At 60.0% G+C, this 13,712-nt stretch carries 9 protein-coding genes and 2 pseudogenes; 9 read left to right on the top strand and 2 right to left on the bottom strand.

Annotated elements, in window-relative coordinates; translation table 11 throughout:
• Positions 1-360: 360 nt before the first annotated feature.
• From MSL71_RS04715 to MSL71_RS04690, 6 genes are all read left to right on the top strand, one after another.
• A complete protein-coding gene (locus MSL71_RS04715) occupies positions 361-741 on the top strand; it encodes a RidA family protein (protein ID WP_180137486.1) in 381 nt (126 codons plus the stop codon).
• A 37-nt stretch (positions 742-778) separates the two neighbouring features.
• Positions 779-1,939, top strand: coding sequence for an NAD(P)/FAD-dependent oxidoreductase (locus MSL71_RS04710; RefSeq protein WP_180137485.1), 1,161 nt, complete (start codon positions 779-781; stop codon positions 1,937-1,939).
• Between the two features lie 7 nt (positions 1,940-1,946).
• Entirely contained in the window at positions 1,947-2,240 is a 294-nt protein-coding gene (locus tag MSL71_RS04705; protein WP_180137484.1) for a (2Fe-2S)-binding protein, read from the top strand.
• Positions 2,237-3,622 (top strand): (2Fe-2S)-binding protein, encoded by a 1,386-nt coding sequence (locus tag MSL71_RS04700; RefSeq protein ID WP_218950953.1) that lies wholly within the window; start codon positions 2,237-2,239, stop codon positions 3,620-3,622. Before MSL71_RS04705 ends, MSL71_RS04700 begins: the two co-directional genes overlap by 4 nt.
• A gap of 462 nt (positions 3,623-4,084) precedes the next feature.
• A complete protein-coding gene (locus MSL71_RS04695; RefSeq protein WP_218950952.1) occupies positions 4,085-4,810 on the top strand; it encodes an aspartate/glutamate racemase family protein in 726 nt (241 codons plus the stop codon).
• Positions 4,811-5,396: 586 nt separating this feature from the next.
• Positions 5,397-6,140, top strand: a complete 744-nt coding sequence (locus tag MSL71_RS04690; RefSeq protein ID WP_092214158.1) for an IclR family transcriptional regulator — start codon at positions 5,397-5,399, stop codon at positions 6,138-6,140.
• Between the two features lie 396 nt (positions 6,141-6,536).
• Here MSL71_RS04690 and MSL71_RS26645 read toward each other — a convergent pair.
• Positions 6,537-6,848: pseudogene (locus MSL71_RS26645) on the bottom strand (nitroreductase family protein); the annotation flags it as partial.
• A gap of 32 nt (positions 6,849-6,880) precedes the next feature.
• Positions 6,881-7,051: pseudogene (locus tag MSL71_RS26860) on the bottom strand (nitroreductase family protein); the annotation flags it as partial.
• Positions 7,052-7,298: 247 nt separating this feature from the next.
• Between MSL71_RS26860 and MSL71_RS04675 the strand changes: the two are divergent.
• From MSL71_RS04675 to MSL71_RS04665, 3 genes are all read left to right on the top strand, one after another.
• Positions 7,299-8,540, top strand: a complete 1,242-nt coding sequence (locus MSL71_RS04675) for a NupC/NupG family nucleoside CNT transporter (protein WP_180137483.1) — start codon at positions 7,299-7,301, stop codon at positions 8,538-8,540.
• Positions 8,541-8,747: 207 nt separating this feature from the next.
• On the top strand, positions 8,748-10,733 hold the full coding sequence (locus MSL71_RS04670; protein ID WP_246317705.1) for an acyl CoA:acetate/3-ketoacid CoA transferase: 1,986 nt from the start codon (positions 8,748-8,750) through the stop codon (positions 10,731-10,733).
• A gap of 358 nt (positions 10,734-11,091) precedes the next feature.
• Entirely contained in the window at positions 11,092-13,110 is a 2,019-nt protein-coding gene (locus MSL71_RS04665; protein WP_180137482.1) for a methyl-accepting chemotaxis protein, read from the top strand.
• The last annotated feature ends 602 nt before the right edge of the window (positions 13,111-13,712 follow it).

Here is a 13,712-nt window from a genome sequence, read left to right as displayed (position 1 = left end):
GGTGAACTCTCATCAAAGCGACAGACACCTCGGTTTCCCTGGTGGGGGCCGGAGAAGATGATGATGGTTCGGTCTGTACGGCAGGCGCCGTTGCCTGGGTTGAACCGCGGGTCGGGCCATCATCAATGTTCAAAAGTGTACGCCATTTGTCGCTTCGATTTCCAGAACAATATCTGATATATCTGATTTCTGTCAATGAGAAATATTCATTATGTGATCTTGTTATCATTATATGATAAAAATACGGATGGCGGAGTCTTCTTTCAAGTGTATTGATTTTTCTTGAACTTTGAAAAACGGTGGCGTATACACTTGGTCATAATATGAACTTTTATCATAATATGATTTATCGGAGGTCGCATGTCAGACATCAAACGCCACGGCACCCCCACGGGCGGGGGGCTTCCCATCTCCAAGGCAGTGGAGGCCGACGGCTGGCTCTATGTCAGCGGTCAGGTCCCGCGAAACGAAAAGGGCGAGCTGCTGGCCGGCAGCATGAAGGCGGAGGCGGAACTCGCCTTTGACAACATGGTGAAGGTCCTTGAAACCGCCGGATACACCCTGGACAACGTGGTCCGGGTGGGGGTGTGGATCGACGATCCCAGGGATTTCCCTGAGTTCAACAAGGTGTTCGCCGCCCGATTCTCCCCTGCCCACGCACCGGCGCGGGTGACCATCCAGTCCTCCATGATGTGCGACTGCAAGGTGGAAGTGGACTGCATCGCCTTTAAGGCGTCCTAACCAGGGGCATCATGAAAATCACAGGATCCAAGAGACGATGATATTAGGAAACAGATCGAAAAAATCGGCGGATCGCAGGCAGGTGGATGTGCTCGTCATCGGCGGCGGGGTCACCGGCGCCGGCGTAGGGTTCGGCCTGGCGAAAAAAGGCGTCCGCGTGTGCGTCATCGACGACACCCCGGTGGTGGACCGCGCCTCCCGCAGCAACATGGGGCTCATCTGGGTGCAGTCCAAGGCCCTGGGGATCCCCGAGTACATGCGCTGGGGCTTTAACTCCTCCCGCCATTTCCCCGGGCTCATCGCCGAGCTCGAAGAGACCTCGGGCATCCACATCCCCTACAACCCCACCGGCGGCCTCATCCCCTGCGTGGGAGAAGAAGAGTACGGGCGGAGGGCCGAGTACATCGAAGGGCTTCGCAAAGAGGCGGGGGACTTCGGCTACAACGGCACCATGATCAGCCGGTCCGAGCTGGAAAAACTGCTCCCGAAGATTTCTTTTGGCGACAAGGTGTGCGGCGCTGCCTGGTGCGAAGAGGACGGCTTTTTAGAGCCCCTGAAGATGATGTTTGCCATGCGCAAGGCCATGGTGAACTTAGGGGGGACCTTCCTTCCCGAATGCCGCGCCCACACCATCCGGCGCGAGGGCTCCGGCTACCTTGTCACCACCAGCCGGGGAGAGATCGCCTGCGACAAGCTGGTTCTGGCCGGTGGCCTGAGCAACCGGCAGCTGGGGGCCTGGTTTGACCTCAAGGTGCCCGTGACCCCGGACCGCGCCCAGGATCTCCTCACCGAGCGGGTGACGGACAACGTACTGCCCATTCCCATCCTGGGGCTCACCCAGACCCCCGGCGGGACCATCATGGTGGGCTACAAGCATGAGTACGTGGGCACGGACACGGGCTTTACCCCCGAGGCCGTGGCTTCGGAAGGGCGGTGGGCCGTCTCTGTCTGGCCGGACCTGGCAAAGCTCCGCGTGATCCGGTGCTGGAGCTGCCTGCGGGTGATGCCCGTGGACGGGCTCCCCATCTACGACACCGTGCCCGGTCACGACAACGTCTTTGTTTTCAACTGTCACAGCGCCGTGACCCTCTCCGGGATCCACGTGGCAACCCTTCCCGACTACGTGCTCGGCAACGGGCTGCCCGAGGACGGCAAGATTTTCAGCCTTTCACGGTTTAACAAGACCGGGGCCAAGTGAGGAAACCATGAGCAAGAAACCAGCCAAGGCGGAGCAGACCGTCACCATCACCGTGGACGGTGAGCCCATGACGGTTCCGGAAGGCATCTCCGTTGCCGCCGCTGTCCTGGGCCACTCCCACGACAGGCACACCTGCAAGAACAGCGTAACCGACGAGCCCAGGGCTCCCTACTGCATGATGGGGGTCTGCTTTGAGTGCATGATGGAGATCGACGGCAGGCCCAACCAGCAGTCCTGCGTCACCATCGTCCAAGAGGGAATGACCGTCCGGCGTGAACCGGCGGAGCGGGAGGGGAAATGATCCAGCAGCAGTGGGACCTTGTTGTTATCGGGGCCGGACCCGCGGGACTCTCCGCCGCAGCCGCAGCCGCTGAGTGCGGCCTGGAGGTGGTGCTCCTGGACGAGCAGGCCTTTGCAGGCGGCCAGATCTATCGCTCCGTGGACGCCCCCGGAGCCAAGGGGCGTTTTCTCCAGAAGGAGGACCGGGCCGAAGGGCTTCGGATTTTAAGGCGCTTTGAAAAGAGCGGGGCGGCCTACGAACCCCGCAGCACCGTCTGGTTTGCAGAACCCGGACGCGTCCTGGCCACCCGGGACGCCCAGACCCGGGAGTACAAGACCCAGAACATTGTCGTGGCCACCGGGGCCATGGAGCGCCCCGTTCCCTTCAGCGGGTGGACCCTGCCCGGGGTCATGGCCGCCGGTGCCGCCGATATCCTCTACAAAAGCGGCTCGGTGGTGCCCAAAGGCCCCATCGTGGTGGCGGGCAACGGGCCCCTGATTCCCCTGATCACCAACCATCTCCTGGAGCTGGGAGCCGACATCGCCGCCGTGGTGGACACCACCCCCAAGGCCAACATGATGAAAGCCGCTCCCCACATGCCCATGGCCCTCCGGGACATCCCCTTTCTCTTCAAAGGGCTCAAGATGGTGGCCAAGATGACCCGAAGCCGTGTGCCCATCTATCGCAACGGTTCTGATATCAACGCCTTTGGCAAGGATCGCCTGGAGCGGGTGAGCTTTTCAGTGGACGGCACCCCCCGCAGCGTGAGCGCCGCCACCCTCCTGGTCCATGAAGGGATCCTGCCCCGCACCCACATGAGCCGGGCCCTGGGCCTCGACCACGCCTGGAACCCGGTGCAGCGCTACTGGTACCCGGTGTGCGACGAAAACGGGAAGAGCAGCCGGGAAGGCATCTACGTGGCCGGGGACGGGGTCTTTGTCCATGGCGCCGCCGCAGCCGCCGCCAAAGGCGAGCTGGCAGGCATCGACGTGGCCCGTTCCCTGCGGGTGCTCACCGATGAAGACGCCAAACGAAAGCGCACCCGCCCGCGCAAGGTGCTGAGCAAGGCCCTGGCCCCGCGAAAGTTCGTGGACGGCTGGTTCGCCCCCCGCAAAGACCTCTACGAGGTGGACGACGATGTCCTGGTCTGTCGCTGCGAAGGGGTCACCGCCTCGGCCATCCGCGAGGCCGTCAAAGAGGGATGCCACGAGGTCAACGACATCAAGGTCAGGACACGCTGCGGCATGGGCCCCTGCCAGGGACGTATGTGCGGCCCGGCCCTGGCCGAGATCGCGGCAAACGCCCTGGAACGCGAAGTCCCCGACGTGGGCTCCCTGCGCATCCGCCCCCCCATGCGCCCGGTCCTCTTCGGCGAGATCTGCGGCCTCGGGGGCGGGGACTAAGGAAAAACGAAAAAGCATGCCTCCGGCGGGCAGGGGATACATCCCCTGCACCCCAGGGGCGCGAATGCTCAGGGCTCGTTCCTCGCCCTTCACATTCGCTGACGGGCTTCGCCCGTGATGATTTTGATGTGGGGGTGCACGTGCAAGTCAGGGATGGCAATCCGGTCACTGTTTCGCTTATCGCAGGGCATCGTCATACGGATCCTTTGGCGAAAAAGCATTCCCGAATCTGGGGCACACAGGCAAAACCAGATAATCTTCAAGGCACGGCAACGTATCCAGGTATTTCAAAGCCTGTACGAAACCCCGTGTGAGCCGTCAACTTAGTATATCGGGCGAAGCCCGAGCCGAAGGCCCTTGCGGTTTGGCCCGAGGAACGAGGGACAAACCGCAAGGGCAATGAGCTTTCGAGGTGGCTCACCTCGCCGCCGGAGGCATGCTTTTCCAACATAGTAAGGAGGGATGATGATTTTAAAGGGCGGTCTTCTCCATACGGACACCCCCATCGGTGTGCTGTGTCTGGAGTCTTATTTTCCCAAGCCACCTGGGCATCTGAGGAATCCGGTGACCTTTGATTTTCCGGTCACCTACAAGGTGTTGCGCGGGATCGATGTGCCCACGCTTCTTTTCAACCCCACCCCGGAGCTGGTGGCGCCCTTTATTGAGGCGGCCAGGGCGCTGGAGCGGGAGGGGGCCATGGCCATCACGGGCAGTTGCGGGTTTCTTGCCCGGTTTCAGAAGGAGCTCACCGAGGCGGTGAGAATTCCGGTGCTTGTCTCCAGCCTTATCCAGATTCCCATGGTGCGGACGCTCCACGGGCCGGATGCCGTCATCGGGGTTCTCACGGCCAGCAGGGATGCGCTGACCCCCATGCATTTTGCCCAGGTAGGAGGAGACATCAACGACGTGGTCATCAAGGGCATGGAGGGCTGCCCCGAGTTCTGGGAGACCATCATCGAGGCCAGGCGCACCGACTTTGACATGGACCGACTGGAGGCTGAGATCTGCGGGGCAGCCGAGGCCCTGATGGCAGAGCACAATCTTGACGCCCTGGTGCTGGAGTGCACCGACCTTTCCGCCTTTGCCCGGAGCATTCAGGAGCGCATCGGCTGTCCGGTCTACGACATCGACGGCCTCATCGAGTACGCCCGCTACGCCGTGAAACGCAAGGTGTACCACGGGCTGTAATGGCCTGACGTGATTTCCATGGGAAGGCCCGTCATGTGAACGATGCCTCCGGCGGCTCTGCCGTGACCGTCAAAAAAATCGAGAACGCTCGACCGAAACGGAGCGCCGCACTCCGGTGCGGCATTTTAGTCCGTGGTTACCCGTGTCGCACAGGAGTGCGGCGCTTCAGGGGCCAAGGGTGTTTCGGGGGTGCTGTAAATACGCCGATGCTCTAAACGATGATCAGGGCCACGTTTGTTTGAAGGGCAAATCGCAATGGCAATATGCTTTCAATGTGGCACGCCTTGCTGCCGGAGTTATTCCGGTTAAAGTCAAGTGAATCCCAAATGCCCTTCATCGTGTCTTCAGAAAAATGAAATGGGTCTCTCCTGCCAAAACGGCTGCCACATGTCATACACCACGCGAATGCCCCGAAACCGTTTGCAGGATGTCTGCACCCATGCATTCGCCATGGGGTTTCCAGGTGCCCCCACCTGGCCGCCGGAGGCCTTTTTTTTCACCCACTTTAACCATAGAAGGCCACTTCCCGGCGCATTGGCGAACCCCTGTTGACCCGTGAAAGGGGAGCTGGTAGATTCACCCCATTATGATTAAAGGAGCTCAAAGCGCATACCGGATCCTCAATATTCTTTCCCTTATCGTGGAGGAGAGCGAGGAGACCGTTTCACCCCGGGAGATCAGCGAGCGGCTGGGCATTCCAGCCCCCACCGTGCACCGCCTCCTCTCGGTCCTCAAGGAGTGCCGGTTCGTCTCCTGCGATCCCGACACCAAGGGGTACCGGGTGGGCGACGAGTGCATCATCCGACCCAATTTCGACCGCGACCAGCGGATCCTCTCCCGGTTTTCCCCCCTGGCCCACGAAGCGGCCCGGACCTTCGGGTACACCACATCCCTCTATTCCCGGGACAACGACGACTGCACCTGCGTGGAGCGCGTGGAAGGGACCCACAACATCCAGGTGTTCTCCAGCCGGGTGGGAGAGCGTCGCCCCTTAGGCCTCGGCTCCTGCACCCTGGGGATTCTGGCCGTGCTTCCCACAGACGAAGGGGATGCCATCCTGGCCCGCAACGAGCCCGAGCTCAAAGAGCGGATGGTGGGAAGCTGGGATACCCTGAAGCTCTTCCTTGAGATCTCCCGCAACCGCGGCTACGGATACGCCTACGACCTGGCCGTTGACGGGGCCGTGGGGCTCGCCTTTCCCCTGTGCTCCGGTGGCGAGGTGGTGGGCTCCGTCACCGTGGATGCCTTAAAGGGCGCCGAGTGGGACAACAAACTCGACGACATGGTCGCCTTCTTTCGAACCCGCCTTAACCAGCCTGCAAAAAAATAAAAACGCCTCCGGCGGCAAGGTGAGCCACCTTGAATGCTGGTTGCCGCCGCGCTTTACCCCTCGTTCCTCGGGTTAAATCGCAGCGGCATTCACGTAGGATTTTTGTCTGAGCCCTAAATGTAACTGCTCAGTTGGCCTCCGACGGACCTGCCGGAGGCTAAACCAGAAAGCCTCGCATCGTGCTTTTTTGAAGAATGAAATGGATATCTCCTGCAGAGGCGGTTGCCCAATGTCACACGTCACGCGAATGCTCCGAAAACGCATGTATAACGACAGCCTCCATGCATTCGCCATAGGCTTTCAAGGTGGCCCCATCTTGCCGCCGGAGGCGGTCTTTTGGAGCTGAATAGCTACCCACTTTTTCAATGCTTTTTTGTCCTGCCCCAGCCCTGTGCCTTACCATGTCTGCCAGTGGAGGTTTTCAGGGGCCCATTTCTCTTTGGGTTTGGGGTTGCCTGCCGGGGTCCCTAGGGGGATGACGTTGAGGGGGACGATGTGCTCGGGCAGGTTCAGGATGTCGCTTACGGCGTCCATGCGTTCCTGCAGGGGGTAGACGCCCGTCCAGACCGCTCCCAGACCCTTCATTTCACAGGCCAGCAGGATGTTCTGGGTGGCGGCGGAGCAGTCCTGGACCCAGAAGGGTTCCTCCACCCCGTCAAAGGCTTTGGAGAGATCGCCGCAGACCACGATGGCTGCGGGAGCCCCTTTGACCCTGCATAGGGGAGCACGGCGCCGAGCCGTGCCAGCACTTCGGGGTCATCCACGGCCACAAAGGCCCAGGGCTGTTTGTTGCCGGCGGTGGGGGCGGCCATGCCTGCCTTGATGAGCTGCGTCAACGTCTCCCTTGATATGGTTTCTTCTGTAAATTTCCTGACGCTTTTGCGTTGATAAAAGATGTTGAAGGGATCCATGTGGTGTCTCCTGATAAATAAAAGTGGGAATAATGCGGTCGCAGCGCGTACAATGTTGTTTCTGTGTGGCTTGCGTTTGGTCGGTGGCATGTTCTCGGCTTTGTTTCCTGTGGACAGTATAGGAGTCGGGGCGGCGTGGGACAAGCAGGCACTTTTTTGTGCCTTGGTCACATGGAGGGAAGCTTTCAAGGATACCGGCTGGTTGGCTGGGTAACTCTGGACGATACGTATGTGATGGGGGGAGGATATGCTGCAAAGTGTGTTTGGGGTGCTGGTGTTGACGGCCATGGCCTGGGGGATGAGTGAACAGCGCCGGGTGTCCCAGGGGCGCAACATTCTCATGGGCCTGGGGCTTCAGGCGGCCCTGGCCTTTCTGTTGTTGAAGTGGGCGGTGTTCCGGGATGTTTTCATTACCCTCAACGGGGTGGTCCTGGCCCTGGAGGAGGCCACCCAGGCGGGCACGGGGTTTGTGTTCGGGTACTTAGGGGGCGGGCCCCTTCCCTTTGAATCGGGCGTGCCCGGGGCGGACTTTATCCTGGCGTTTCGAGCCCTTCCCATTCTCCTTGTCATGAGCGCCCTCTCCTCCCTGCTCTTCTACTGGGGCATCCTGCCCAGGGTTGTGAAGGGGTTCTCCTGGCTTCTGACGCGCAGCATGGGCGTGGGCGGTGCCCTGGGGGTTGGGGCTGCGGCCAACGTGTTTGTGGGCATGGTGGAGGCCCCGCTGCTGATCCGTCCCTATCTGGCCCAACTCACACGAAGCGAGCTCTTTGCCGTCATGACCTGCGGCATGGCCACCGTGGCCGGAACGGTCCTCGTCCTTTACGCCGGGTTTGTGGGCACCATTCTTCCCGGCGCCCTGGGGCATATCCTCACCGCGTCCCTTATCAGCGTGCCCGCTGCCCTTATGGTGGCACGGCTCATGGTTCCGGAAACAGAGGCTGTTACGTCGGGTGCCCTTGTCCCTGAGCAAACCGTCTCCAGCAGCATGGATGCTGTCAATCAGGGTACCCAGGCCGGGTTGACCCTTTTCCTCAATGTTACTGCCATGCTCCTGGTTCTCATCGCCCTGGTGCACCTGATCAATCAGGGCATGGGGCTTCTGCCGGGGCTGGGGGGCGAGCCCCTGACCCTGCAGCGGATCCTGGGGTGGCTCATGGCGCCCCTGGTCTGGCTCATGGGCATTCCCTGGTCCGAAGCCCCGGCAGCAGGGAGCCTCATGGGGGTAAAGACCGTTTTAAATGAGCTTCTGGCCTACATCCGGCTGGCCAATCTTCCCGAGGGGACCCTTTCCCCCCGGAGTCAGCTCATCATGACGTATGCCCTTTGCGGGTTTGCCAACTTCGGCAGCCTGGGCATCATGCTGGGCGGGCTCAACGCCATGGTCCCGGAGCGCCGGGAGGAGATTGTGGGCCTTGGTCTGAAGTCCATTGTCTCCGGCACCCTGACCACCTTGATGACCGGAGCCATGGTGGGGATCATGGTGCCATGATAAGGATCTCTTTTGACGGGTATGTGGGTGGGCTCGGCTTGCGGGGATATCCGGCTTCGGTTGTTGCGTTGCGGGGTATTTTGTGTATGATCAATGTGTTGTCCTGGCAATGATCATGGGCGATGCCCCATGGCCTGCCGGGCCGGTTGTGTTGATTTCTGTTTTTGAAGTGGCTTGCCTTCACGTGCAAAACAAGGAGAGAACAGGATGGAAAAAAACACGCTGTCTCATCCCTTTAACGCCGGCCTGGAGCCCGGGCCCATTCACAAAAACAAGGTGGTGACTGCCCGGGAAGCCGTGGAGATCGTCCAGAACGGCGATGTAATCGGCCTGGGCGGCTTTGTGGGGAGCGGGTTTGCCGAAGAGGTGGCCATGGCCCTGGAGTCGCGGTTCCTCTCCACCGGGTCCCCTGAGGCGTTGACCCTCTACTTTGCTGCGGGCCAGGGGGACGGCAGGGACCGGGGGGCCAACCACCTGGCCCACGAGGGGCTGGTGAAACGGGCCATCGGCGGGCATTGGGGGCTGATTCCCAAGTTGCAGAAGCTGGCCATGGACAACAAGATCGAAGCCTACAATTTTCCCCAGGGGTGCCTGGCCCATATGTTGAGGGACGCAGGGGCCCACAAGCCGAGGACCATCACCCGGGTGGGGCTGGGAACCTACATCGATCCCCGCAACGGCGGGGGCAAAATCAACGGGCGCACCACCGAGGAGCTGGTGGAGCTCGTGACCTTTGACGGCAAGGAGTACCTGGCCTACAAGACCCAGCCCATTGACGTGGCCATTATCCGGGGAACCACCGCCGACCCGGACGGGAACATCAGCATGGAAAAAGAGGCCCTGACCCTGGAGAGCCTCTCTCTTGCCATCGCCGCGAAAAACAACGACGGATTCGTCATCGCCCAGGTTGAGCGCATCGCAGGCAAAGGGGCCCTGAGGCAGCGGGACGTGAAGATCCCGGGCATCATGGTGGACTGCGTGGTGGTGGCAACCGCAGCGGAAAACCACATGCAGACCTTTGACGTCCCATACAACCCCGCCTTTGCCGGGGAGTTCCGGGTACCCCTCTCCTCCATCAAGCCCCTTGCCCTGGATGAGCGGAAGATCATCGCGAGGCGGGCCGCCTTCGAGCTGATCCCCAACAGCGTGGTGAACCTGGGCATCGGCATGCCCGAGGGGGTGGCCAACGTGGCCGCAGAGGAGAATGTCTTTGATTACATGACCCTGACGGCAGAACCGGGGGTCATCGGCGGTATCCCTGCGGGGGGGCTGAGCTTCGGGGCCGCCGCCAACGTGGATGCCATCATCGACCAGCCTTACCAGTTCGACTACTACGACGGGGGCGGCCTGGACATCACGGTCCTGGGGCTGGCCCAGGCCGATGGGGTCGGTAACCTCAACGTCAGCAAGTTCGGCCCGAGGCTCGCCGGGTGCGGCGGCTTCATCAATATCAGTCAGAACGCCAAAAAGATTGTGTTCGTGGGCACCTTCACCGCAGGGGGGCTCAAGGTGTCTGTCTGCGACGGGGCCCTGTGTATCGAACAGGAGGGGAAGGTCAGAAAGTTTGTCCATGCCGTGGAGCAGGTCACCTTTTCGGGCCGCGTGGCCACAGAGACCGGAAACCCGGTCCTGTATGTCACCGAGCGATGCGTCTTTACCCTGTCCCCCGAGGGGCTGGTGTTGACGGAGATCGCTCCGGGCATCGACCTGGAGCGGGATATCCTGGCCCAGATGGATTTCCGGCCCCTGATCCCTGAGACGCCCCGGACCATGGACCCCCGGATTTTCGCCCCGGAGCCCATGGGGCTCAAGGACGAACTCCTCTCCATTCCCATTGATCAGAGGCTGGTCTATGACGCAGCCCGTCAGGTCTTTTACGTCAACTTCGAGGGCCTGGCCATCCGGTCCCGCCATGAGATCCGCACCATTGACGAGCAGGTGGCGGCCATTTTGTCGCCGGTGGGGCACAGGGTCAAAGCCATCGTCAACTACGACAACTTCGATATCTCCCCCGAACTCATTGATGAGTACATGGACATGGTGAAAAGCCTCATGAACCGGTTCTACTCCGATGTGACGCGCTACACCACCAGTACCTTTATGCGGATGAAGATGGGGGATTCCCTCAAGGCGAGAAATCTTTCGCCCCATATCTACGAAACACTTGTGGAGGCTTCCGACGCGTTGAAGTAAGGGACTTTGCGAAAAGAACGGAACACACACGCCCGGTGGCCATCGTGACCACCGGGCTTTTTTTTGTTCAAAATTAAGGAAAATCATGGAGTGATAATTTTTTATTGAAATTTGGCGGGTTTTTCTGGTTTTTTTGTGGGGTAGTTAGGGCATTGAGGGTTAAGGGTGTGTTGATGAAATGACTTGTTAATATTGTGGAAACTGGTTTTTGTGTGGGGCGTGGTGGATGGAGGAGGTGGTTAAGAATTTTTTATTTTGATCCGATATGAATGGAGACCGGCTCGTGGTTCAGGAGTTCTTTTCCGGGACGCAGGAAAAGGCGGCGAGCCCAATTGATTTGAGGTAAAGGAGTTTCTTTTTGAGCTATTTAACCATCAAGAAAAAGTTGATCGCATCGTTTTCCCTCGTGGCACTCATTCCCGTCGCAGTGATCTGCGCGGTGACGCTGGTGGAGGTGAACACCATCTCCGAGGCCCATTTTGTCGACTCCACGACCCGTGAGCTCAAGCAGCTGGACAATGCCATGGTGCAGTTCGCCGACATGGTGAAGACGTCTGCGCGGTATGCGGCGTCGCGGCCGGAGGCTATGGGGGCGGACCGTTCGGTGTTGAACTACCTTCCCGGGGCCGTGGCCCACTCCAATGATCCGGAGCGGGAAGGGGCGGTGAACAGCGCGATTTATCACATGCTGGCAGGGATCGAGGCCTCCAACCCCGCTTTTCATGAGGTGTTCTTCGGGAGCCGATGGGGCGGTTTTGTGTCGTCCCAGAAAGCCGTGCCGCCCAAGGGGTATGACCCGCGTCAAAGGGAGTGGTACACGGCTGCCGCCGAGACTAAGGCCGCAGCGGTCACTTCGGCGTACGAGAGCATGGGAGCTGACGGTGTCCGGGCAGGGGGGATCTCCTTTGTGGCACCTGCCTTCGACCCCTCGGGGGAGCTGGTGGGTGTTGTGGGCATCGATGTGCCGCTGACAAACCTGACCACCATGGCCCTGGACATCAAGATCGGCAATCGAGGGTTTGTCCTTCTTGCCCAGGGGGACGGGACCATCCTGGCCAACCCCAAGGCCCCTGAGACAAATTTCAAAAAGATGTCGGAACTGGACCATCCGGTCTTTGCAAGCCTTGACCGCATGTCCGAGGGCCGGGTGGAGCTGGAGGAGGACGGGGTTGCCTACGACGCCTGTGTGTACACGTCACCGGAGCTGGGATGGAAGTACGTCGGCGTCATCGAAAAAGAGGAGGTTATGGCCTCCATGCACAAGCTTGTTGTTGCGGTGGTTGCCATTGGCGGGGTGCTCCTTGCCCTGTTCGTGGGGGTTGCCTTTCTCATCGCCAACGCCATCACCCGGCCCATCAACCGCACCTCTGAAATGCTGCGGGATATCGCCGAAGGGGAAGGGGACCTGACGCGCCGTCTTGAGGTGGCTTCCAACGATGAACTGGGGCTCCTTGCCACCTGGTTCAACGCCTTTGTGGAGAAGATTCACACCATCATCCGGGAGCTCTCCCTGCATGCGGAGAAGGTCACCGGAGCTGGGGTCGAGCTTTCCGGATTGTCGGATGAGATGTCCGGCGGTGCAAATGAGATGAACGAGCTTTCAGGGGGCGTCACCCGGTCCGCCGAAGAGATGAGCGCTGTCATGGTCAGTGTGGCGGCGTCATCGGAGCAGACAGCCACCAACGTCAACACGGTGGCGGCGGCCACCGAAGAGATGCGGGCCACCATCGCCGAGATCGCCAAGCGTTCGGAAAAGGCGCGGGATGTGACCTCGGATATGGTTGATCAGGCCCATGGGGCCAGGGCCAATATGGATGCCCTGGGACAGGCCGCTACAGAGATCGGAAAGGTCACGGAGACCATCACCGAGATCTCCGAGCAGACCAACCTTCTGGCCCTGAACGCCACCATCGAGGCGGCCCGTGCCGGAGCGGCAGGCAAGGGGTTTGCCGTGGTGGCAGGAGAAATCAAGGCCCTGGCGGCCCAGACCGCAGAAGCCACCGGGGAGATCCGCTCGCGCATCAACGGGGTGCAGTCCTCTTCCGTACAGTCCGTGGAGGGGATCACCCGCATCTCAACGGTCATCGAGGAGGTCAGTGAGCTGGTGGCAGCCATTGCGGCAGCCGTGGAAGAGCAATCTGTGTCCACAGGAGAGATCGCCGAAAACCTGGCCCAGGCATCGGCGGGCCTTCAGGAGGTGAACAGCCAGGTGGCCCGGAGCTCCGGTGTGGCCGAAGAGATTGCCCGGGACATGGGGGCCGTGAGCCGCTCGGCACATCAACTTACCGGCGGCAGCAGCACGGTCCGTGACCGCTCGGAAGACCTCTCCCGGCTTGCCGGTGGGTTGAACTCGGTGGTGGGGCAGTTCAAGGTGTGACAGATGGCCTGATGGGATGTTCGGCAGGCAGGGTTAACGCATTTAGATTTTTGCCTCCGGCGGCCCTGCCGGGGGCAAAACTTTTGAAACGTTTGATAAACAGGTTTTGTTTTTGCGGATGCGTCCATAGAGGGCATAGCCCCTCTTCTTTTCTGATTTATCAAGGCGATTATCTTCAGCCCCTGCGGGGGTGAAGATAAGCGACTTGATTACCGAAAAATTTTTGCGGAGCTTTTTTCAAAAAGCGACCCGCCGGAGGCAACTGATTTTTTAAATGCGTTGACCCTGGTTCGGCAGGGCGCTTGCAAAGAGACATATCTGCGTCCATGTGGAAGGGCCCGGTGATTTTTGAGAATCGCCGGGCCTTTTTTTTGTGTCGGTGCGGGTGTTGGGCGAAGGGATTTCGCCTGTGTCGCAGTGAAAACGAAATAGCTTAATTACTGTTCCTCCAGGGTTTGATTATGTGCCTGTATGCATGGTGCATGTGTTTTGTTTGATTGATTTGCATGGTGTGCAAAATAATATTAAAGAATTCTAGCTCTGGTCCGATATGAATTTGGGCCATCCCGTGGGAAGGGGTCGTATTTCCTAATGGATAGGGA

The sequence above is a fragment of the Desulfoluna butyratoxydans genome (assembly GCF_900699765.1).
GTDB classification, from domain to species: Bacteria; Desulfobacterota; Desulfobacteria; order Desulfobacterales; family Desulfolunaceae; genus Desulfoluna; species Desulfoluna butyratoxydans.
Note: the sequence above shows the minus strand (reverse complement) of the source record. Positions and strands in the feature narration are given on the sequence as shown.